Source organism: Streptomyces sp. NPDC086519 (assembly GCF_040686075.1).
Lineage (GTDB): Bacteria > Actinomycetota > Actinomycetes > Streptomycetales > Streptomycetaceae > Streptomyces > Streptomyces shenzhenensis.
The window spans coordinates 69,894-90,320 of record NZ_JBFBJL010000003.1 but is presented as its reverse complement, the minus strand read 5'-3'; the positions used below and the strand labels follow the sequence as shown (position 1 = coordinate 90,320).

The 20,427-nt window shown below is 71.6% G+C and carries 13 protein-coding genes and 1 pseudogene; 12 read left to right on the top strand and 2 right to left on the bottom strand.

Translation table 11 applies throughout. The features are described from left to right. Positions 1-75: 75 nt before the first annotated feature. Positions 76-681 carry a helix-turn-helix domain-containing protein gene (locus AB0P24_RS04750; RefSeq protein WP_365790753.1) on the bottom strand — a complete coding sequence of 202 codons (606 nt, stop codon included), beginning with the start codon at positions 679-681 and terminating at the stop codon, positions 76-78. Between the two features lie 181 nt (positions 682-862). Here AB0P24_RS04750 and AB0P24_RS04745 point away from each other — a divergent pair, with 181 nt between their 5' ends. Continuing rightward, a complete protein-coding gene (locus AB0P24_RS04745; RefSeq protein WP_365790752.1) occupies positions 863-2,074 on the top strand; it encodes a cytochrome P450 in 1,212 nt (403 codons plus the stop codon). A gap of 98 nt (positions 2,075-2,172) precedes the next feature. Here AB0P24_RS04745 and AB0P24_RS04740 read toward each other — a convergent pair whose 3' ends face one another. Beyond that, the gene (locus tag AB0P24_RS04740) at positions 2,173-6,273 is read right to left on the bottom strand and encodes a carboxypeptidase regulatory-like domain-containing protein (RefSeq protein ID WP_365790751.1); all 4,101 of its coding nucleotides are present in this window, start codon (positions 6,271-6,273) and stop codon (positions 2,173-2,175) included. A gap of 568 nt (positions 6,274-6,841) precedes the next feature. On the opposite strand from AB0P24_RS04740, the gene AB0P24_RS04735 reads away from it, so the two are divergent. The 11 genes and pseudogenes from AB0P24_RS04735 (at position 6,842) to acs (ending at position 20,416) form a co-directional block, all read left to right on the top strand. Beyond that, positions 6,842-7,876, top strand: coding sequence for a LuxR C-terminal-related transcriptional regulator (locus AB0P24_RS04735; RefSeq protein ID WP_365790750.1), 1,035 nt, complete (start codon positions 6,842-6,844; stop codon positions 7,874-7,876). A gap of 204 nt (positions 7,877-8,080) precedes the next feature. Then, the gene (locus AB0P24_RS04730) at positions 8,081-9,151 is read left to right on the top strand and encodes an acyl-CoA desaturase (protein ID WP_365790749.1); all 1,071 of its coding nucleotides are present in this window, start codon (positions 8,081-8,083) and stop codon (positions 9,149-9,151) included. 234 nt (positions 9,152-9,385) lie between these two features. Further along, a complete protein-coding gene (locus tag AB0P24_RS04725; RefSeq protein ID WP_365790748.1) occupies positions 9,386-10,585 on the top strand; it encodes a cytochrome P450 in 1,200 nt (399 codons plus the stop codon). Positions 10,586-10,865: 280 nt separating this feature from the next. Next, positions 10,866-11,690 (top strand): annotated as a pseudogene (locus AB0P24_RS04720) (RNA repair domain-containing protein); the annotation flags it as partial. 394 nt (positions 11,691-12,084) lie between these two features. Next, positions 12,085-13,311, top strand: a complete 1,227-nt coding sequence (locus AB0P24_RS04715) for an Ig-like domain-containing protein (RefSeq protein ID WP_365790747.1) — start codon at positions 12,085-12,087, stop codon at positions 13,309-13,311. Between the two features lie 127 nt (positions 13,312-13,438). Next, entirely contained in the window at positions 13,439-14,632 is a 1,194-nt protein-coding gene (locus AB0P24_RS04710; protein WP_365790746.1) for a histidine kinase, read from the top strand. A 93-nt stretch (positions 14,633-14,725) separates the two neighbouring features. Then, on the top strand, positions 14,726-15,538 hold the full coding sequence (locus AB0P24_RS04705; protein WP_365790745.1) for a response regulator transcription factor: 813 nt from the start codon (positions 14,726-14,728) through the stop codon (positions 15,536-15,538). Beyond that, a complete protein-coding gene (locus tag AB0P24_RS04700; RefSeq protein ID WP_365790744.1) occupies positions 15,531-15,908 on the top strand; it encodes a hypothetical protein in 378 nt (125 codons plus the stop codon). The genes AB0P24_RS04705 and AB0P24_RS04700 overlap by 8 nt, the downstream gene beginning before the upstream one ends. Then, positions 15,905-17,470: a cation acetate symporter gene (locus AB0P24_RS04695; protein WP_365790743.1), complete on the top strand. Its 1,566-nt coding sequence runs from the start codon at positions 15,905-15,907 to the stop codon at positions 17,468-17,470. The genes AB0P24_RS04700 and AB0P24_RS04695 overlap by 4 nt, the downstream gene beginning before the upstream one ends. A gap of 293 nt (positions 17,471-17,763) precedes the next feature. After that, a complete protein-coding gene (locus AB0P24_RS04690; protein ID WP_365790742.1) occupies positions 17,764-18,417 on the top strand; it encodes an acetate uptake transporter in 654 nt (217 codons plus the stop codon). Between the two features lie 43 nt (positions 18,418-18,460). Continuing rightward, positions 18,461-20,416 carry an acetate--CoA ligase gene (gene acs / locus AB0P24_RS04685; RefSeq protein ID WP_365790741.1) on the top strand — a complete coding sequence of 652 codons (1,956 nt, stop codon included), beginning with the start codon at positions 18,461-18,463 and terminating at the stop codon, positions 20,414-20,416. The last annotated feature ends 11 nt before the right edge of the window (positions 20,417-20,427 follow it).

Below are 20,427 nucleotides of genomic sequence, written 5' to 3'. Positions count from 1 at the left end.
GCGCGCGGCAGCCCGTCCTCACGGGACGGCGTTCGCCGACAGGTCCGCCGCGGAGGCGGAGTGCGCCCGCAGGCATCACCGTTGCCCGACGGCTGCGGTGACGAGCCGCAGGCCGTCGGCGAGCTGCTCGCGGTGCCGGCGCAGCGCCTCGGGGGTGATGCCTTTCTCCGCCACGGCCACGGCCAGGTCGTCGGTGGCCACCTTGAGCACGGCGCTCATGGTGGCGGCCCGCATACGGATGCCGAGCGAGTCGGCCGACCCGCCCGCGCGTTCGGCGAGCACTTCGGTGAACGTCTCCTCCGCGCGCTCCCGGAGCACCAGATAGACGGCCCGCAGCGCGGGCTCCTCGTGAGTCATCCGGATCACGGTGAGAACCGCCTCGGTGTCCTCGTCGGACGACGCGTCGGGCGCGGGCCGGTAGGCGGCGCGCAGGTGCTCGGTCAGATCGACGTCGGGCGGCCAGGCGTACAGCACCGCCTGGAAGGCCGCGAGGGACTGGCTGAGCAGCGGCTCCACACAGCTTTCCTTGCTCGGGAAGTGGCGCCACAGGGTGCGTTCCGAGACCCCGGCCGCCCGCGCGATCTGCTCGCCGGAGGTGGCGGCCACACCCTGCGCCGCGAACAGCCGGACCGCGTGACGGGAGATGCCGAGGCGCTGCCGCTGCCGTTGCCGGTCGCTCACCGGGGGCCGTCCCCGGCGGGGCGCTATCGGGCCACTGTCCGCCGTCACGTCCTTCATCGGGCGATCCAATCACGCCCCGGCCACGGGGCGACTGGCCGAAAACATTATTGGCAGTGACTGACAATAAAGTGTTACCGTCGAAGTGCCGGAAGATCACGTTCCGAGGTCCAGGAGGAGGACCATGAACGGTGCCGCCGAGCATTCCCGCCTGCCCTTCGCACGGCCGAACGTGCTCGATCTCGCTCCCCTGTACGAGGTGCTGCGCCGCGAGGCGCCGATCACGCCGGTCACCACACCGGCCGGGGATCCGGCCTGGCTGGTCACCCGCTTCGACGAAGTGCGCGACCTCCTGAGCGACAAGCGGCTCGGCCGCTCCCATCCCGAGCCGGAACGGGCGTCCCGCATCACCACCGCCGCGGTGCAGGAGGGCCCTTCGGGCAACTACGCCACCGAGGAGGCCGACCACACCCGGATGCGCCGGCTGCTCACCCCCGCCTTCTCCGCCCGACGCATGGTGATGCTCTCCGATCACGTACGGCAGCTCGTGGACGGCTGTGTCGACCGGCTGCTCGCCGAGCGGGCCGTCGCACCCGACGGGGTGGTCGACCTGCATGCCGGACTGGCCTTCCCGGTGCCGGTCGCGGTCATCTGCCGGCTGCTCGGCGTACCCGAGAGCGACCGCGAGCACTTCGCGTCGCTGTCGGAACGCATGGCGAACTACGCCATCGGGGACGATGCCGAACGGGCGCGGGAGGAGTTCAACGACTACATGAGCACGCTCGCCGAGGCCAAACGCGCCCGGCCGGGCGAGGACGTCATCTCCGACCTGGTACGCGCCCAGAGCGCCGACGCGGACTTCGACCACTCCGAAATGATCAGGCTCTGCGTCGGCCTGCTGTTCGCCGGGCACGAGACCACCGTCAACCGCATCGGGCTGGGCACGCTCTTCCTGCTCACCCGCCCCGAGCAGTGGCAGGCGCTGGTCGCCGACCCCGCCGGCCGGGTCAACGCCACCGTCGAGGAGATCATGCGCCTGGGCGCGCCCGGTGACCTCGGTCTGCTGCGCTACGCCCACACCGACGTCGACGTCGCCGGGGTCACCATCCGATGCGGCGACGCCGTGATCCTCTCCGTCAACTCGGCCAACCGCGACGCGGCCGTGTACACCGACGCCGAGACGTTCGACCCCGACCGTCCGGAACGCAACCATCTCGGATTCGGCCACGGCCCGCACTTCTGCATCGGAGCGAGCCTGGCCCGCACGGAACTGCGCGTCGTCTTCGCCGCCCTGGCCGAGCGCCTGCCCGGGCTGCGGCTCGCCAAGGACGTCGACGACCTCCCGATGCGCACCACCCTCACCGGCGGGGTCAGCGTGCTTCCCGTGACCTGGTGACGGTACCGGCCGGGGGTCCGGTCAGGGCGACCGGTGCCAAGGCCGGGGTGGGACGCCCCCGTTCGGGAGCCTCCCACCCCGGCCGCCTTCGACGAGTCCTACTTTCTCTTGAGGGTGAAGTCCTTGGTGACGGTGGAACGCTTCTTGATCTTCACCGTCGCGACGGTCGGCTGGAAGCCGTCCTTGGCCACGATGACCTGAAGCGGGTTGTTGCGGACGTCGAGCCACAGGGCGTACCCGCCGTGGGCGTCCGTCGTCAGCGTGTAGCTCGTGGCCCAGGTGTCGATCTGGACGGTCGCCCCGGCGATCGGCGCGGTGCCGCCGCCGGCGGTGACCCCCAGCACCGTCCCGGTGATCTTGCCCCAGGTGCTGGGCGGGGCGACCTGCATCTCCACCGGGAGCCTGGGCACGGAGTACGGAGTGTCGGTGCTGAAGGACAGCTGGGCGGTGAAGTCTCCCGGCTGGGTCACCTCGGCCACGGAGGCGTCCAGGGTGACCGTCACCTTCGAGCTCTTACCGGGCTGAAGGGTGAGCTGTTGTTCGCTCTCGCTCAGCCAGCTGACGTCGCTCGACTCTCCCTGGTCGTACCCCGGCAGCACCTCCACCGTGGTCGCGGGGGTTGCGAGCGCGACGCCGCCACCGACCTTGAAGAAGCCGAGCGCGCCTCCGCCGCGGTAGGCGGCGGTGTCGGCGTTGGGCAGGGCGGTCCAGGTGCCGGCCTTCGGGTCGAGGGCGAAGCCCTGGTTGGTGATGCTGTTCTGGGTGACGCCTCCCGCGGTGACGAGCAGACCGTTGGCGGAGGTGTACGCGGCGCCCCAGAGGGTGACCGGCAGGTCGGCGACCTGTGACCAGGCGTTGGCGGCGGGGTCGTAGACGTAGGTGTGCTTGACCTCGCTGCTGCCGTTGAACCCGCCGGCGCAGTACAGCTCGCCGCCGATGCCGGCGCACGAACTCCACGAGATCTGCTCCGGGTAGGCGGCCACCGTGGACCAGCTGTCGGCGGCCGGGTCGTAGACGGTGACATCCGTGGAGCCGCAGGAGTCCGCCCCGCAGCCGCCGACCACGTAGAGCTTGCCGTCGAGCACGGCGCTGCCGGAGCCCGCGTACGGCTTGGGCGAGGCGGCGCCGGTGGTCCAGGTGTCGCTTCCCGGGTCGTAGATCTCCAGCTTGGAGTCGGGGTCGCCGCTGGCTCCCCAGCCGCCGACGGCGTAGAACTTGCCGTCGATGAAGCCGTGGGCGGGAGCCTCCCGGGTGTCCGCCGCCGCGGCCAGCTCGGTCCAGGTGCCGGCGACCGGATCGAGGACGTACATGTCCTTGGTGTCGGCGCTGCCGTCGAAGCCGAAGGCGGAGTAGACCTTCCCGTCGTCGGAGGCGACAGCGTTGTCCATCAGCTTCACCGGCAGGTCGGCGGCCGCCTGCCAGGCGTCACCGGCGGCCCCCGGGACCACCTTGGCCGTGGTGCCCGCGGCGGACGCGGCGGCCTTGCTCGACAGCGGGGAGTACGTGCCCTTGACCAGCTTCAGCGGGGCGCCGCCCGCGGACTCGATGCTGAACCCGCCGGGCTGTTCCCCCAGTTTGACGGTGGCGGGTGCCGTGCCGGTGTTCTTGACCGTCAGGGTCTTGGTGGTCTGCTCGCCCCAGCCCACCGACGCGGTGATGGAGGTCTTGTCCAGCGTCAGCTGCCCGGCGCCGAGTGCGAAGTCCGCGCCGACCGCGCTGTCGGCCTGCACCTTCACCGTCTTGTCGAGCCCGGTGTAGTGCGGCTTCGCCGCGGTGAAGCCGTGGCTGCCGAGGGAGGAGAACAGGGCGTAGACGCCGTCGCCCAGGGCGGGGTCGTCGGGGGTGGCGACGGTGACGGTGGTCTGCTTGCCGTCGTCCTTGTTCGTCACGGTGGCGCCGGTAAGCCCCGTGGAGGTGTTGGCATCCGTCACGGTGCCGGTGAGCAGACCGCCCGGGAGGGGCGTGACGTGGCGTTCGCCGACGAAAACGTTGTCAACCTTCCACCACCAGCCGAACGAGCCGGTGAAGTGGAAGCGCAGTTGCACCGATGCCGCGCCGGCGTAGTCGGTCAGCGGGAGTTCGACCTTCTCCCCGCCGGAGGTGCTACCGGTGGCGGACCAGAGTGTGGTCCAGGTGGCGCCGCCGTCGGTGGTCGCGTCGACGTCCGCGCTCTGGCCCCCGATGGCCCAGTAGTCATCGGCGAAGGTGATCTCGGGTGCGGAGTTGTCGGTGAAGTCGTACACGGGGCTGAGCAGTTGCGAGTCCTGGGTGGCTCCGCCGCCGTAGTGGTCGCTGTCGACGATGGCGAACCCGCCGTCACCGCCGGTGGTGTTGCCGCGCGAGCCCGGGTCGTCGAAGGTCCAGCCGCCGGTCGTCCCGTCGGCGTTGACCACACTCCAGCCCTTCGGGGCGGAGTCGGTCGAGTCGAACGTCTCGGTGGTGCCCTCGTCCTTCACCGAGTAACCGGCGGGCGCGGTGGGCGCCCACGAATCGACCGGAACCGCTACGTTCAGGCTCTGGTCGGAGTCCGCGACGGTGATCTTCCTGGTGGGCGACGTGTACCCGGGATAGGCGCTGTCCACGTGCAGCGTGTAGTCGTGGCCCTGGGGCAGTTTCAGGTCGAAGGCACCGGTGAGGGGGTCCGTCCACACCGGGCCGCCGGGGACGCCGTCCGCGGTGATCTTGGCGTAGAGCGGCCACCCGTGGCCGGAGCCGTCGGTGACCTTGCCGGAGACCGTCCGGCTGGGGACCGGGGTCAGGGCGAAGTCCTTGGTGAGGGCGTCGCCGTCGGCGAGGGACACGCCGGAGGCGGTGCCGGTGGCGTAGCCGTAGGCTTCGACGGTGATGTCGTAGCTGCCGACCGGCAGGACGAGCGAGTAGGTCCCGTCGGCAGCGGTGTGCGCGGTGCCGCCGCCCTGGGTGGTGACGGTGGCTCCAGCGACCGGCTTGCCGGTGCTGTCGTCGGTGACGGTGCCGGAGAGCTTCCCGTGCGGGCCACTGCGGAACGCGGCCAGCCCGTCGGGCGTGCCCAGGCCGGTCGGGCCGTCGTAGCCGGCACCGGCGGTGCACAGGTACGCGGGGGTGCAGGTGCCGTTGTCACCGCTGGTCACGTCGTTGAGACCGGTCCCGGAGGCGTACGGGTAGGAGTTGGGGTAGGTGCCCGCGACGGGGGTCCCGGCGTCGGCGTACACACTGGCGATGATCGGAGAGGCGGCGCTGGTGCCGCCGTACACCTGCCAGCCGCCACCGCCGTAGGTCTGGTAGACCGCGACGCCGGTGGCCGGGTCGGCCACGGCGGAGACGTCCGCGACGGTGCGCTTGTCGCATCCGGTGTCCGTCTGGAAGGCCGGCTTGGGCTCGTAGACGGAGCAACCGGATCCCGGGCCGTAGCCGTTGCGGTTCCAGACCGACTCGGACCAGCCGCGCGCGGAGCCGGAGTCCCGGACCAGTGAGGTGCCGCCGACGGACGTCACGTAGGGGGAGACGGCAGGGTAGGCCACCCCGTAGTCGCTGTCGCCCGAGGAGGCGACCACGGCGACACCGGGGTGGTTGTAGTGGGTGTCGTACGTCGTCTCGTCCGGGGTCTCACCGCTGCCCGGGGTGCTGCTGTAGTTGGTGCCATAGGAGTTGGAGACGTACTTGGCGCCGAGCGCGACCGCCTGGTCGACGGCGGCTCCGAGGTCCTCGAAGCTCGGCTGGTCCGCCTCGACGAGCAGGATGTGCGCGTTCGGCGCGGCCGCGGAGACCATGTCGAGGTCGAGCGAGATCTCGCCGGCCCAGCCGGCGTCGGGCGCGGGGTAGTCGGTACCGCCGCGCTGGTCGACCTTGGTGAAGCAGCCGTTCGCGGCGGTGCAGGCGGGCAGCCCGTACTGCTCGCGGTAGACGGCGAGGTCGGCCTCGGCGCTGGGATCGTCATAGGCGTCGACGATGGCGATCGTCTGCCCCGCACCGCCGTCGGCGGGAAGGCTGTAGGCGCTCTGCAGGTCGGCGGGGCCGTAGCCGCTGGGGGTGACGGAGGCTGCCAGCAGGCCCTTGACGGCTCTGGTGTCGGTGCGGCGCAGGGCGAAGCAGGCGGCCTCGCCCTTCTTGGGCGTGGCGCAGGTCGGTTCGAGGGCGGCCTTCTTCTTGGCCGAGGCTGCCGACGAGGCCGAGGACGCCGGTGAGACCGACGGCGCCGCCGCGTGGGCCGGGATCTGCATGCCCACGACCGTGATTGCGGCGGCGCTCAGGACGGTCAGGCAGGCGGCGGCTCTTCGTCGTAAAGCTGAGGCGGTTCTCGGTGAGAGGCGCAAAACGTTACTCCTCAGTTTGCACTGCAAGGGTCGACTCGTACGTGGTTGCCGGCCGACAGCGAATACGCGTAGCCGCATTCGCCGACTTCAATTGGCGTACCTCAAAGCGCAATTGACAATAAACGGCGTGTTACATGCGCATGTCATTGGGTGCGCAATGAGATTCGGGCCCAGGGCCGAAAACAAATCTCCATGCCAATGGGGCCCTCCGCCGAAAACATGCGGGGCCATTTCTGCTCGGTAATTGAGATTCGGTCGGCTGCGGGTATCCGGGGGTCGGGTGTACACCCCGCGGCGGCCACCGGAGTCGGCGGACCGGAACATGTGGCGGAACGGAGATCACCACGCTGGTGACCTGTGATAATCCTGACCTCGGCAGTCCCGCCTGACAAGATCCGCCGTCTGCGAGCCCGCGCAGTTGCGCACTTGCGTAGCATCGGCGTGAACCTCGTTCCGATCTTCCGAGGAGTCGCTGATGGACGTGTCCTCCTCAGACGCGTTGTGGGCCGGCACCGGCCTGGTCGCTACCGCCCGGCAGGCGCTGGAATACCTGGTCGGCCACCCGGAAGCGGACGAGGACGCGGTCGCGGCGGGAATCGGTGTGCCGGCCACGGCGGCCCGGACCGCCCTGCGATCCCTGGAGGCCGAACTCCTGGCCGTGCGCGTCGGGGAACGGCCCACGCGCTGGAGCGCCAGCCCGCCCCGCTCCTCGCTGGGCGCCCTTCTGGGCCGTAAACGCCAGGAGTTGGCCAGAGCGGAGCTGTACGCGGAACAGCTCCACGAGATCTATCGCACGGCCCCGGGCCGGCAGATCGCCACGGATCTCTTCGAGGTGGTCGAGAGCGACGAACAAGTCGGCGCCCGCTACTCCCACCTGCTGCGCAGCAGTCGGCACGAGGTGCTGCATTTCGCGAAGCCGCCGTATGTGACCTCGCGGATCGCCCCCGCCGACGCCTCCACCGCGACGGGCGCCACGGTCCGTCCCGGCGTCCGGCTCCGGTCCGTGTACGACAGCGACGGAATCTCGGACGACGGTTGCCTGGAGGCGGCCCTGCGGAGCACCACCGCGGAAGGAGAGCTGCGGCTCCTGCCCGGACTTCCCATGAAACTCGTCATCTTCGACGGCGTCGCGGCGATCATGCCACTACGAAGCGACGATCCCGCCGCGGGCTCACTCGTCGTGCACTCCTCGACGCTGCTGGACGTACTGACCGCCCTTTTCGAGAGCGTATGGGAGCGTGCTGTGCCCCTCGCGCTGGAAAGCCGGCCCGCTTCGCCCACCGCGAGCGCGGAAAGACACGACGGCGTGGTGCACAGCCGGACGCGGGACATCCTTCGCCTGATGTCCGCCGGGATGAAGGACGACGCCATCGCGCGCGCCTTGCGGCTCAGTCGCCGGACGGTTCAGACCCATATCAGCGATCTGGGCAGGCAACTGGGCGCGCGGACCCGCTTCCAGATAGCCCTGCTGGCCCAGGAACGCGGCTGGCTCGGGGACCCGAAGGGGTAGACGACGCTCCCGGTGCGTTTCCGTGCGCCCTTTCCGCGCGGAAGCCGACCCGGTGCGCCCGCGGTGGCTGACGAGGCGACGTCCAAGCCGAGGTCAGCGACGCGGGAGGGGTGGTAGCCCCAGCGGGGCCCGGAGGCAGTCCCCCCACGGATCCGGTGGCTGGCCCGCTGTCGGCGCGGTGCGGCCATGCCCAGACTCGGCGGTATGACGTTCTCCATCGACGCTCCCGTCACGGCCGCGACGCCCGCCGCCCCTGCGCGGCCCTCCGGTCCCGGCAGCGACTTCGCCAGACTCTCCCGACGCATCGGCGAGGCAGGCCTGCTGGACCGGCGCCCGGGCTACTACACGGTGCGGCTCGGCCTGGTGATCACGGCTCTGCTCGGTGGCGGGACGGCCTTCTTCGCGCTCGGCGACACCTGGTGGCAACTGGCTGTCGCCGCCGCCATGGCCTTTGTCTTCGGCCAAGTGGCGCTCGTGGCACACGATCTGGCGCACCGGCAGGTCTTCCGCCGGCGCCGCCCGAGCGAGGCGTGGGGCCGTCTCTTCGGCAACCTCGCCATCGGCATGAGCTACGGGTGGTGGATGAACAAGCACACCCGGCACCACGCCAATCCCAACCACGAGGAACTCGACCCCGACGTCGCTCCGGACATCCTGGTGTGGTCCACCGACCAGGCACGCGGCAAGCGCGGCCTGGGCCGGGTCATCGGCGGCCACCAGGCGTTCCTGTTCTTCCCCCTGCTGACGCTGGAGGGTTTCAACCTGCATGTGTCGAGCCTGCGGGCGCTGCGTTCGCCGTCCATGAAGAACCGGGCGCTGGAGGGGGCGCTGCTCCTCCTGCACCTGGCGGCCTACCTGTCCGCGCTGTTCCTGGTGCTCTCTCCGGGCAGGGCCGTCGCGTTCCTCGCCGTGCACCAGTGTCTCTTCGGTGTCTATCTCGGCTGTACGTTCGCCCCGAACCACAAGGGCATGCCCACCATCACCGGTGACGAGCGACCCGACTTCCTGCGGCGCCAGGTGCTCACCTCCCGCAACGTGAGGGGCGGTCGGTTCACCGACGTGATGCTGGGCGGCCTCAACTACCAGATCGAACACCACCTGTTCCCGAGCATGCCCACGCCTCATCTGCGGCGGGCCCGGGTGATCGTGCGGGAGTACTGCGCGGAGATCGGCGTGCCGTACCACGAGACCGGGCTGCTGAGGTCGTACCGGGAGGCCCTCACGCACCTGCACCGGGTGGGAGAGCCCCTCAGGCGGCGGCACAAGCCGTCCTGACGGCACGGCGAGGACGTGGAGCGCGGAGCGCCCTTGACGGACCACTCGTCAGGGTGGCGGGGAGCGCGTCGATCCGGCGTCGCGGGACCGGGCCGCCGGGCTCGTCGCGGTCGGCGGGCTCCTCTTGGCCGTGCGCGTCGTACCGATCCTCTCCCGCCCGGTGCGGCTGGATGCGTCCTTCGCCGAAGCGTCGCCCGCTGCTAGCGTCGAAGCGAACCAGGAGACGGGGGGGCCATGTCAGCCGAGGTGATCGATCTGGTCGCGATGGGCGAGGACTTCGTCCGCGATCCGTATCCGGTCTACGCGGCGCTGCGGGAGCGCGGCCCCGTGCACAGGGTACGGATCCCGGAGGGTACGGAGGCCTGGCTGGTCGTCGGGTACGAGGCCGGCCGGGCCGCGCTCGTGGATCCGCGGTTGTCCAAGCAATGGAAGAACGCCTCGCCCTCCTTTCCGCTCCCCAGTCCGTCGGCGGGGCCGCACATGCTCAACTCCGACCCGCCGGACCACGAGCGGCTGCGCAAGCTGGTCGTCCGCGAGTTCACTCCGCGCCGGATCGAGCAGCTCGCCCCACGCGTGCGGCAGATCACCGACGAGTTGCTCGACGCGATGACGGCGCTTCCGGAAGGGCGGGCCGATCTGGTCGAGGCACTCTCGTTCCCGCTGCCCATCTCGGTGATCTGCGAGCTGCTCGGCGTCCCGATGCTGGACAGGGCCGCGTTCCGCGCCTGGACCGGCACGATACTCACCGACCCGGACCCCGACGCGCGGCTGGCGGCGACGGCTGAGGTGTCCGCCTATCTCGCCGAGTTACTGGAGCGCAAGCGCCTGGCACCGGGTCAGGACCTGATGAGCGCACTGATCCGGACCACCGACGAGAACGGCGACCGGCTCTCTCCGGACGAACTGCGCGGCACCGCCTGGCTGCTGCTGGTCGCGGGGCATGAGACCACCGTCAATCTGATCTCCAACGGCGTGTTGGCGCTGCTGACCCATCCCGACCAACTCGCCGCGCTTCGCGAGGACATGACGCTGATGGACAACGCGGTGGAGGAGATGCTGCGCTACGACGGGCCGGTGGAGACGCCGACGTTCAGGTTCACCACCGAGCCGGTCGAGATCGGCACCACGGACATCCCCGGCGGTGGTGAACTGGTCCTCGTGGCTCTGGCGGACGCGAACCACGACCCGGCCCGCTTCCCCGACCCGGGCCGCTTCGACGTCCGGCGGCCCGCGGGCGGTCACGTCGCCTTCGGCCACGGCATCCACTACTGCCTCGGAGCGCCGCTCGCCCGCATGGAGGCTCGGATCGCGATCCGTGCCCTGCTGGAGCGCTGCCCCGACCTCGCCCTGGACGCCCACCCGGCCGCCCTGACGTGGCGCCACGGCATGCTCATCCGCGGCCCACGTCAGCTGCCGGTCCGCTGGAAGTCCTGACCTCGCGTCTGCCGAGTGCCTCATCCGGTGCCGGCCACGCGGCACGCGGCACGCGGCACAGAGGCCCGTCCATGGCCTGTGACGTGCGGGTTCGCGCGAACTGATCTTGGCCACCGAGTGGGCGTGCCAGGCCGGCCGCGCGTGCCGTCGCGCCCGCGCCACCCCGCCGTGTCGAGCGGGCTCTCCTTCCTCCGGTTCAGCCGGCTGCCGCCGGGCGGCCGCCGAGGACAGGACGCGGGCACCCTGGAGGAGGAGGCGCGGCGGCGGGAGAGGAGGCGTGATGCGAACCAGCGACGAGATCTATCACCAGGTCCGCTGGGACCCGCGGTTCGACCCGGCCCGGTTCGTGCTGGGGATCAGCCGGCGTGGGGGTGCCCTGAAACGCATCGCGCTGCCCTCCTTCGTGCCCGGGGGCGACGTCCCGTGGCACCGGGTGGTGTTCATCGAGGCGGACGGGGAGGTGGTCTGGGACCGGGCGACAGGGGTGGACCGCGTCGACGTGTCGGGCGCCGGCCGGGTGCGGAACCCGCAGGCGGACCCGGGCTTCGGCCGGGGAGCGCCCGTCGGCGTCCTCGGCCTGCCCCCGACGGCCCGCACAGCGGTGGCCTGGATCCCGCCCGCGGAGCTGTGGCCGCCGGTCCAGGACATCCGCCGGGACTACGATCCGCAGATCCACCGCTGGCCGCCGCACGTCAATGTGCTCTTCCCCTTCGTGCCGGAGTCCGACTTCGGGCGGGCCGCCTCGCCGCTCGCCGCGGCGACGGCTGAGGCGCCGGTCTTCACCGCCCGGCTGGACGGGGTGCGGACCTTCCGGCACCGGGCGTACTCCACCGTGTGGCTCGACCCCGCGGCGGCCGGCAGGGCACCGTGGGCGGACCTGCACCGCGCACTGCGGCAGCGGTTTCCGCACTGTCATGGGCCCGCCAAGAACTTCACCCCGCATCTGTCCCTGGGCCGGACCCGGGATCCGCGGCGCGTCAGCGCCGACTGCGCCGCCCGGCTCGACGCCATGACGGCGACAGTCTGGGAACTCGTCCTGCTCTCGCGCAGGGGTGACGGGCCGATGCGGCCACGGGCCACGATCGCCCTGCGCACGGGCGAGATCCGCCGACTCCCCCCGCCCGGCGCCGAAGCGCCCGGCCCGGAGGACACGGCATGGCTCTCCGAGATCTCCGACAGGTGAGGCCATGACCAGGTGGGGCGAAACGCCGCCGGGCGTCCGGGTCGGGTGGGCGGGGTGTCCGAGCCGCCGCTGACGAGCCCGCCGTTCGCGCGTCTCCGCCGCAGATCGGCTACGCACCGTCCGGCCGCCGGGCAGCTCCCCGGTGACGCCCTCCCCACGTGGACTTCGACACAATTAGCCCACTTCGGGATGGATGAATGCGTAAATATGTTCTTTGAAGCCGGTTGCACTCCTGCGGTAACCAGCTCCGGGGGGTACGACGACAACGGCACGGGAGAAGCGTTTGATCACGGTACGTAAGCGAAGCACAGGGCTGATGGCCACGGCCGGCCTGCTCGGCGGCATACTCTCACTCACGGCCCTCGGCGGTACCAGCAACGCTGCCGCCGGCGGCAGCAACACCGGGAACCAGCCGACATCGCAGGCACAGGCACCGGCACCGGCACCGGCAGGCCAGGCGGGCGCCCCGGACACCTCCGACGCCCGAATAAGGATCACGCCCGGTCAAGGTGCCTACGGCGTCGGGATCAACGCCCCCGTGGAAGCCGCCGTCAGCAACGGCAGGCTCACCAAGGTGACCATGACCGACGTCGCCACCGGTACCGAGATCCCAGGCACCCTGTCCACGGACGGCACGTCCTGGAAGCCGAACGGCTCCCTGCAGCGGGCTGCCAGATACCAGGTCGCCGCAGAGGCCGAGGACGCCCAGGGCCGCGCCGTCACCGGGAACGCCACGATCACCACGGTCTCCCCGGCCAACGACTTCCTCGGGCACGTCTCCCCCGCGGACGGCTCGACCGTCGGTGTGGGCATGCCGGTGACGGTCAGCTTCGGCAGGGCGATCACCGACAAGACCGCCGTGGCGTCGGAGATCCAGGTCAGCTCCAGCAGCGGCCAGCGGGTCGTCGGTCACTGGTTCAACGACCACCGCCTGGACTTCCGCCCCGAGAACTACTGGAAGTCCGGCTCCACCGTCACCGTCAGGCTCACTCGCGACGGCATCCGGAAGACGGTCACGTTCAAGATCGGCAGGAGCCAGATCAGCACCGTCGACGCCAGGACGAAGCAGCTGACCGTCGTACGGGACGGCAAGACGATCAAGACCATCCCGATCTCGTCCGGCAGCCCCGAGCACCCGACGTACAACGGCCGGATGGTCATCTCCGAGAAGTTCCGGCAGATCCACATGAACGGTGCGAGCGTCGGCCTCACGAAGGACGGCGGCAAGCCCGCGTACGACATCGACGACGTACCGCACGCCATGCGCCTGACCGACTCGGGCACGTTCATCCACGGCAACTACTGGGGCGCCGACTCGGTCTTCGGCAAGGTCAACACCAGCCACGGCTGCGTGGGCCTGAAGGACGTCAAGGGCGGCGGCGACGGCAGGCAGCCCGCCGCGTGGTTCTTCGAGAACTCGATGACCGGTGACGTCGTGATCGTCAAGAACTCCGCGGACAAGACCGCGCTGGCCCCGGACAACGGCCTCAGCGACTGGAACATGCCGTGGACCGAGTGGGTCTCGGGCAGCGCGGCCCACTGACACCGCGTCACCGCACGCCCATGAACCCGGATCCCTTCCGCCGGGCGGCGGGGCAGTGGTCGCGATCTGTGGACCGCCGTACGGCGCGACTCGTCCGCCCGCTCTTCAGGCAGCTACCGTGTCCGCCATGAAGGGCGTATTCCGGCACCGGCGCTGGCCGCGGCGGCACGTCGGTTTCGACGGGCGCGCCGGGCAGGCGGCCTTCGAGGCGTTGCACCGGACGTCCCTCGCGGCGCCGGCGTTGCGCGGCGGCCTGACCGAGGCGTCGGCCGGCGCGGCCGCGCGGCATCTGCGGCAGCTGCTGGGCGTCCCGGTGCTGGCCATCACCGACACCGAGCGCGTCCTCGCCTGGGACGGCGCCGGCAAGCACCATGGCGCGGCGGCGGTGGACCTGGCCGCCGACGTGCTGGCAGGCGGCGGGAGCGCCGTACTGAGGGCCGACCGGGTGTGGTGCGGGCAGGTGCGCTGCGAGCTCAGGGAGGCCGTCGTCGCGCCTCTGGTGGTGGAGGACCGGGTGGAGGGCACGCTGATCGCGCACGCGCCCGGAGTGTCGGCGGGCCTGGTCCGCGCGGCCGGCGAGGTGGCCCGCTGGACGTCCGGGCAGCTGGAACTCGCGGAGCTGCACCGTTCCCGCACCCGCCTGGTGGAGGCCGAGCTGCGGGCGCTGCGCGCGCAGATCTCCCCGCACTTCTCGTGCAACGCGCTGACCGCGATCGCCTCGCTCGTGCGCACCGATCCGGAGCGGGCCCGCGAACTGCTGCTGGACTTCGCCGACTTCACGCGCTACTCCTTCCGGCGCCACGGCGAGTTCACCACACTGGCAGAGGAGTTCCGCTCGATCGGCCAGTACCTGGTCCTGGAGCAGGCGCGCTTCGGTGACCGGCTGCGCGTCGACGTCCAGGCGGCCGTGGAGGTGCTGCCGGTCGCGGTGCCGTTCCTGTGCGTGCAGCCGCTGGTGGAGAACGCCGTCCGGCACGGCTTCGAGGGCCGGACCGGGCCCGGGAAGATCACGGTGCTCGCATGGGACGCGGGGGCCGAGGCGCACATCACCGTGGAGGACGACGGAGTCGGCATGGACCCCGAGGAGCTGCGGCGCATCCTGGCCGCGGGGGGTGCCGGGGCCTCCCCTTCCACCCGTTCGGGAGGCGTCGGGCTGGGGAACGTCGACGCCAGGCTGCGGCAGGTGTACGGGGACGCGTACGGCCTGGTGGTGGAGACCGCGCCCGGGGCGGGCACCAAGGTGCGGATCCGGGTGCCCAAGTACCGGGCGGGGGTGACGGCCCCGGCGGGGGGCGGCGAAGGGCCGGACTCAAGGGTCTGAGCGCTCAGGTGAGCGCCACCCGGTCACGCATGTGGCGCATCCCACAGCCGCAGGGAGATTGACCCGCTGTGCGGGAAATGTACACACTCACGCATGCTGAGCATTCTGGTGGCCGACGACGAACCGCACGCTCTGGAGGAACTCGTCTATTTGCTCGGCCTGGATCCGGGCGTCGGCCGCGTGGACTCCGCGCCGGACGGCGCCGCCGCGCTGCTGGCACTGGACCGCGCGCTTCAGGAGAACAGGCCGGTGGACGCGGTCTTCCTCGACATGCGCATGCCCGGCCTGGACGGGCTGGAGGTGGCCAGGGTCCTGTCTCGCTTCACCGACCCGCCGCCGGTGGTGTTCGTCACCGCGTACGACGACTTCGCAGTGCACGCCTTCGAGGTCGGCGCCCTGGACTACCTGCTCAAGCCCGTGCGCGCCGGGCGGCTCGCCGAGACCGTCCGGCGCATAGCCGAGCGGCGGGCCGATCCGGCCCCCGCGGCCCCGGACTCCCCCGCCGCCGCGCCCGCGACCCCGGCCGAGCAGCCGGCGGAGAACGACGCCGAGACGATCGCCGTCGAGCTGTCCGGTGTGACACGGTTCGTGCGGCGCTCGGAGGTGCGGCACGTGGAGGCGTGCGGCGACTACGTGCGTCTGCACCTCGCGTCCGGCAGCTGCCTGCTGCGGGTGCCGCTGTCCAGCCTGGCGGACCAGTGGCAGAACGCCGGATTCGTGCGGGTGCACCGCCGCCATCTCGTCGCCACCGGTCACATCGAGGAGTTGCTGGCCGACTCCGGACGGCTGTCGGTCCGCGTGGCCGGCGCCGTCCTGCCGGTCAGCCGCCGCAGCAGCCGCAGACTGCGGGAACTGCTGCTGCCCCCGTCCGGCCCGCCAAGGGGAAGAGGTACCGCCGATGGCTGAGCCGGCCCGGCGCGTGACCGTCACCCATCCGCGTACCCGCGCCGCCCGGCCCGGCCGGCCGCACGCCGCGGTACGCGACGTGCACGAACAGACCCCGCTCGGCGAGGTGTACGTCAGGGCGCTGATGCGCACCCAGCTCCGGCTGGCGCTGCTGGTGTGCGGCGCGGTCTGCCTGCCGCTGGCCTGTCTGCCGCTGCTGCTGCTCGGGCACGTGGGGGTGCCGTCCGGGGTACGGCTGTGGGGTGTCGGCCTGCCCTGGCTGGTCCTGGGGCTGCCGGTCTACGTGCTGCTGGTGACCGCCGGGCTCTGCTACATGCGCCGGGCCGAGCGGCACGAACGCGACTTCGTCGAACACGTCCACCGCTCATGAGCACAGCGGAGAACCTGACCGCCGTCCTGCTGGTCGTCGTCCTGACGGTGGCCGTCGGCGGCTACGGCCTGAGGTCGCGCTCCACCCCGGACTTCTACGTCGCCTCCCGTACGGTCTCGCCGCTGCGCAACGCGGCCGCCGTCAGCGGCGAATACCTCTCGGCCGCCTCCTACCTGGGGATCGCCGGACTGCTGGTGGCGTACGGAAGCACGATGCTCTGGTACGGCATCGGATACACGGCCGGCTACCTGGTGCTGCTCGTCCTGGTGGCCGCGCCGCTGCGCAGGTCGGGGGCCTACACCGTCTCCGACTTCGCCGAGGCACGCCTGGGCTCGCAGGCGGTGCGGCGGACGGCCACCGCTTTCGTGGTGCTGATCGGGTGGCTCTACCAGGTGCCGCAGCTGCAGGCCGCGGGACTGGCCCTGCACGCGGCCCTCGGAGCGCCGGCCTGGTCGGGAGCCGTGCTGGTGACGGCGGTGGTGCTGGTGAGCGTGATCGCCGGGGGCATGCGCAGCGTCACGCTCGTCCAGGCCGTCCAGTTCTGGCTGAAACTGGCCGCGCTCGCCGTCCCGGCGATCGTCCTGCTGCTCGTCTGGCAGGGCGCCTGGCACCCGTCCGGCAGCCCGCCCGCAACCCCCGCGCCGGCCGCCCGCACAGCGGCGGACCAAGGCGGCGGCCAGGCGCTCTACGGCGTGTACTCGCTGATGGTGGCCACCTTCCTCGGGGCGATGGGCCTGCCGCACGTCATCGCCCGCTTCTACACCAACCCCGACGGCCGCGCGGCCCGCCGCACGACCGTGGGCGTCCTCGGTCTGCTGGGCGTGTTCTACCTGCTCCCCGAGATCTACGGCGGGCTCGGGCGGCTCTACACGCCCGGCCTGGCCGCGGCCGACCGGGCGGATGCCGTGGTCCTGCTGCTGCCCGGACGGCTGGTGCCGGGCGCCACGGGCCAGCTGCTGACGGCGCTGGTGGTCGCCGGCGCCTTCGCCGCCTTCCTCTCGACCTGCTCGGGGCTGGCCCTGTCGGTGGCCGCCGTGCTCTCCCAGGACCTCCTCGGCGGCGACGTGCGCGGCTTCCGCCGGGCCTCCGCGCTGGCCGTGCTCGCCCCCTGCGCCATCGCGCTGCTGCTGTCGGAGAGCGGTGTGTCCGTGGCCCACGAGGTCGGGCTGATCTTCTCGGTGGCCGCCTCCACGTTCTGTCCGCTGCTGGTGCTCGGCATCTGGTGGCGGCGGCTGACCCCGTCCGGAGCCGTCGCCGGGATGCTCGTCGGCGGCGGGCTGTCGGTGTCCGCGCTGACGCTCACCCTGCTGGGCGCGGGCGGGCCGGGCTGGGCCGGCATCCTCCTCGCCGAGCCCGCGGCCTGGAGTGTGCCGGCGGCGTTCCTGACCATGGTGGGCGTGTCGCTGGCCACGCCCGGCAGGGTGCCCGCAGGAACCTCCATGATGCTCGCCCGCCTGCATATGCCGGAGGCGCTGGACGTGGGCACCGCCGGCCGCTCAGCGGCAGCGGACGACCGTTCGTCCCGTACCCCCGTCCGTCCGTCGCGCGACGGACGCCACTGACCGACAAGTCCCGTACCGGGGCTCCCCGTCGTGGCGCGGGTGCAGCACAGTAACCGGCCAGAGCGGGAAAACCACGGAACCGCCCGGCCGCCAAGCCGCGCTCCCGGACCGGGAGCGGCAGCCGGACGTCCCGCGGGCTGCGCCCACGGGCGCGCGACCGCACGGCCCCGACCCCGAGCCGACCCGCCGCCCACACCGCACACCACGCCGTCTGCCACCGTGCGCGCCCGCAGACGGCGCCCCCCTCCGTCGCAGGACGTGCCGAGCAGGCACCCCGACCCAAGGACCGCGCCATGACCCAGACCCAGACGCCCGTCACCGACGAGCTGCCCGCCGCTCCCCAGGAGCAGACCCCGGCCGCGCCTGAGGCGCCGCGCCCGCAGATCGCCGATCCCGGACCCCTGGGTCTGGCGGCGTTCGCCCTCACCACCTTCGTGCTCTCCGTCTTCAACGCCGGACTGATCAAGGACGCCTCGCTGGAGGCCGTGGTGCTGCCGCTCGCGCTGTGGTACGGCGGCATCGCCCAAGTCCTCGCCGGCATGTGGGAGTTCCGCAAGAACAACACCTTCGGCGCGCTGGCGTTCACCTCGTACGGCTCCTTCTGGCTGTCGTTCGCGGCCTACGTCCAGTTCGTCGCCCCGAAGCTGCCGGCGGCCCACGCCTACCAGGCGACCGGCCTGTTCCTGCTCGCCTGGACGATCTTCACGGTCTACATGGCGGTCGTCACCACCCGGATCAGCGGTCTGCTGCTCGCCGTGTTCGCGGTGCTGTCGGTGACCTTCGTGCTGCTCACCGCCGGAGAGCTGGGACAGCGCGCGGAGCTGAGCCACGCGGGCGGCTGGGCGGGCCTGCTCACCGCGCTGCTCGCCTGGTACGGCTCGTTCGCCGGGGTGGCCAACGCCACCTGGAAGAACCGGTCCCTGCCGACGTGGCCGTTCCAGGCCTGATCCGCCACCTGCCGACCGACCGACCGAGCACGAGGGAGTCCCCATGAGCAACGAGAGCCTGGCCAGCCTGCTGAAGGAGGAGCGGCGGTTCGCGCCGCCCGCCGGCCTGGCCGCGCACGCCAACGCCGGTGCGGAGGCGTACGCACAGGCCGAAGCCGACCGGCTCGGCTTCTGGGCGGCCCAGGCCCGCCGGCTGACCTGGGCCGAGGAGCCGACCCAGACACTGGACTGGTCGAACCCGCCCTTCGCCAGGTGGTTCGAGGACGGCAGGCTGAACGTCGCGTACAACTGCGTGGACCGGCATGTCGAGGCGGGCCTCGGCGACCGCGTCGCCATCCACTTCGAGGGCGAGCCCGGCGACAGCCGCTCGATCACCTATGCGGAGCTGAAGGACGAGGTCTCCAAGGCGGCCAACGCCCTCACCGAGCTGGGCGTCGGCGCGGGCGACCGGGTCGCCGTCTATCTGCCGATGATCCCCGAGGCGGTCGTCGCGATGCTGGCCTGTGCCCGCATCGGCGCCGCGCACTCGGTCGTCTTCGGCGGCTTCTCCGCCGACGCCATCGCCACCCGGATCGAGGACGCCGACGCCAAGGTCGTCATCACCGCCGACGGCGGCTGGCGCCGGGGCAGGCCGACCGCGCTCAAGCCCGCCGTGGACGAGGCGCTCGGCCGCACCGCCGGCGTCGAGAAGGTGCTCGTCGTCCGCCGCACCGGGCAGGACGTGCCGTGGACCGGGGACCGGGACGTGTGGTGGCACGAACTGGTGGACCGGCAGCCCGCCGAGCACACCCCGGAGGCGTTCGGGGCGGAGAACCCGCTGTTCATCCTCTACACCTCCGGCACGACCGGTAAGCCGAAGGGCATCCTGCACACCTCCGGCGGCTACCTCACCCAGGTCGCGTACACCCACCACGCGGTCTTCGACCTCAAGCCGGAGACCGACGTCTACTGGTGCACCGCGGACATCGGCTGGGTCACCGGGCACTCCTACATCGTGTACGGTCCGCTGGCCAACGGCGCGACGCAGGTGCTGTACGAGGGCACACCGGACACCCCGCACCAGGGCCGCTTCTGGGAGATCGTGCAGAAGTACGGAGTGACTCTCCTGTACACGGCGCCCACCGCGATCCGCACGTTCATGAAGTGGGGCGAGGAGATCCCCGCCAAGTTCGACCTGTCGTCCCTGCGGGTGCTGGGCAGCTGCGGCGAGCCGATCAACCCGGAGGCGTGGGTGTGGTACCGCGAGCACATCGGCGGTGGCCGCTGCCCGATCGTGGACACCTGGTGGCAGACCGAGACCGGCGCGATGATGATCTCCCCGCTGCCCGGTGTGACGGAGACCAAACCGGGCTCCGCACAGACCCCGCTGCCCGGCATCGCCGCGACCGTCGTCGACGACGAGGCGGCGGAGGTCCCGAACGGATCCGGCGGCTACCTGGTGCTCACCGAGCCCTGGCCCTCCATGCTCCGCACCATCTGGGGCGACGACCAGCGGTTCATCGACACCTACTGGTCCCGCTTCAAGGGCCGCTACTTCGCCGGGGACGGCGCGAAGCGGGACGAGGACGGCGACATCTGGCTGCTGGGCCGGGTCGACGACGTGATGGTGGTCTCCGGACACAACATCTCCACCACGGAGGTGGAGTCGGCGCTGGTGTCGCATCCGGCGGTGGCGGAGGCGGCCGTCGTGGGCGCCAAGGACGAGACGACCGGCCAGGCCATCGTCGCCTTCGTCATCCTGCGCGGTTCGGCCTCGCAGGACGAGGGGCTCGTCGGCGAGCTGCGCGACCACGTGGGCGCCACGCTCGGCCCGATCGCCAAGCCCAAGCGGATCCTGCCGGTGGCCGAGCTGCCGAAGACCCGCTCGGGCAAGATCATGCGCCGGCTCCTGCGGGACGTCGCGGAGAACCGCCGGCTCGGTGACGTCACCACCCTCACCGATGCCGGCGTCATGGACCTGATCCAGGCCCAGCTCCCCGCCGCGCCCACCGAAGACTGACCACGGAACAG

Coding starts and splice junctions, on each gene's coding strand:
- AB0P24_RS04695 (WP_365790743.1), top strand. CDS start 15,905: ATGAGCACAGCGGAGAACCTGACCGCCGTCCTGCTGGTCGTCGTCCTG.
- AB0P24_RS04715 (WP_365790747.1), top strand. CDS start 12,085: ATGGCCACGGCCGGCCTGCTCGGCGGCATACTCTCACTCACGGCCCTC.
- AB0P24_RS04705 (WP_365790745.1), top strand. CDS start 14,726: ATGCTGAGCATTCTGGTGGCCGACGACGAACCGCACGCTCTGGAGGAA.
- AB0P24_RS04735 (WP_365790750.1), top strand. CDS start 6,842: ATGGACGTGTCCTCCTCAGACGCGTTGTGGGCCGGCACCGGCCTGGTC.
- AB0P24_RS04740 (WP_365790751.1), bottom strand. CDS start 6,273: ATGCAGATCCCGGCCCACGCGGCGGCGCCGTCGGTCTCACCGGCGTCC.
- AB0P24_RS04690 (WP_365790742.1), top strand. CDS start 17,764: ATGACCCAGACCCAGACGCCCGTCACCGACGAGCTGCCCGCCGCTCCC.
- AB0P24_RS04710 (WP_365790746.1), top strand. CDS start 13,439: ATGAAGGGCGTATTCCGGCACCGGCGCTGGCCGCGGCGGCACGTCGGT.
- acs (WP_365790741.1), top strand. CDS start 18,461: ATGAGCAACGAGAGCCTGGCCAGCCTGCTGAAGGAGGAGCGGCGGTTC.
- AB0P24_RS04730 (WP_365790749.1), top strand. CDS start 8,081: ATGACGTTCTCCATCGACGCTCCCGTCACGGCCGCGACGCCCGCCGCC.
- AB0P24_RS04745 (WP_365790752.1), top strand. CDS start 863: ATGAACGGTGCCGCCGAGCATTCCCGCCTGCCCTTCGCACGGCCGAAC.
- AB0P24_RS04725 (WP_365790748.1), top strand. CDS start 9,386: ATGTCAGCCGAGGTGATCGATCTGGTCGCGATGGGCGAGGACTTCGTC.
- AB0P24_RS04700 (WP_365790744.1), top strand. CDS start 15,531: ATGGCTGAGCCGGCCCGGCGCGTGACCGTCACCCATCCGCGTACCCGC.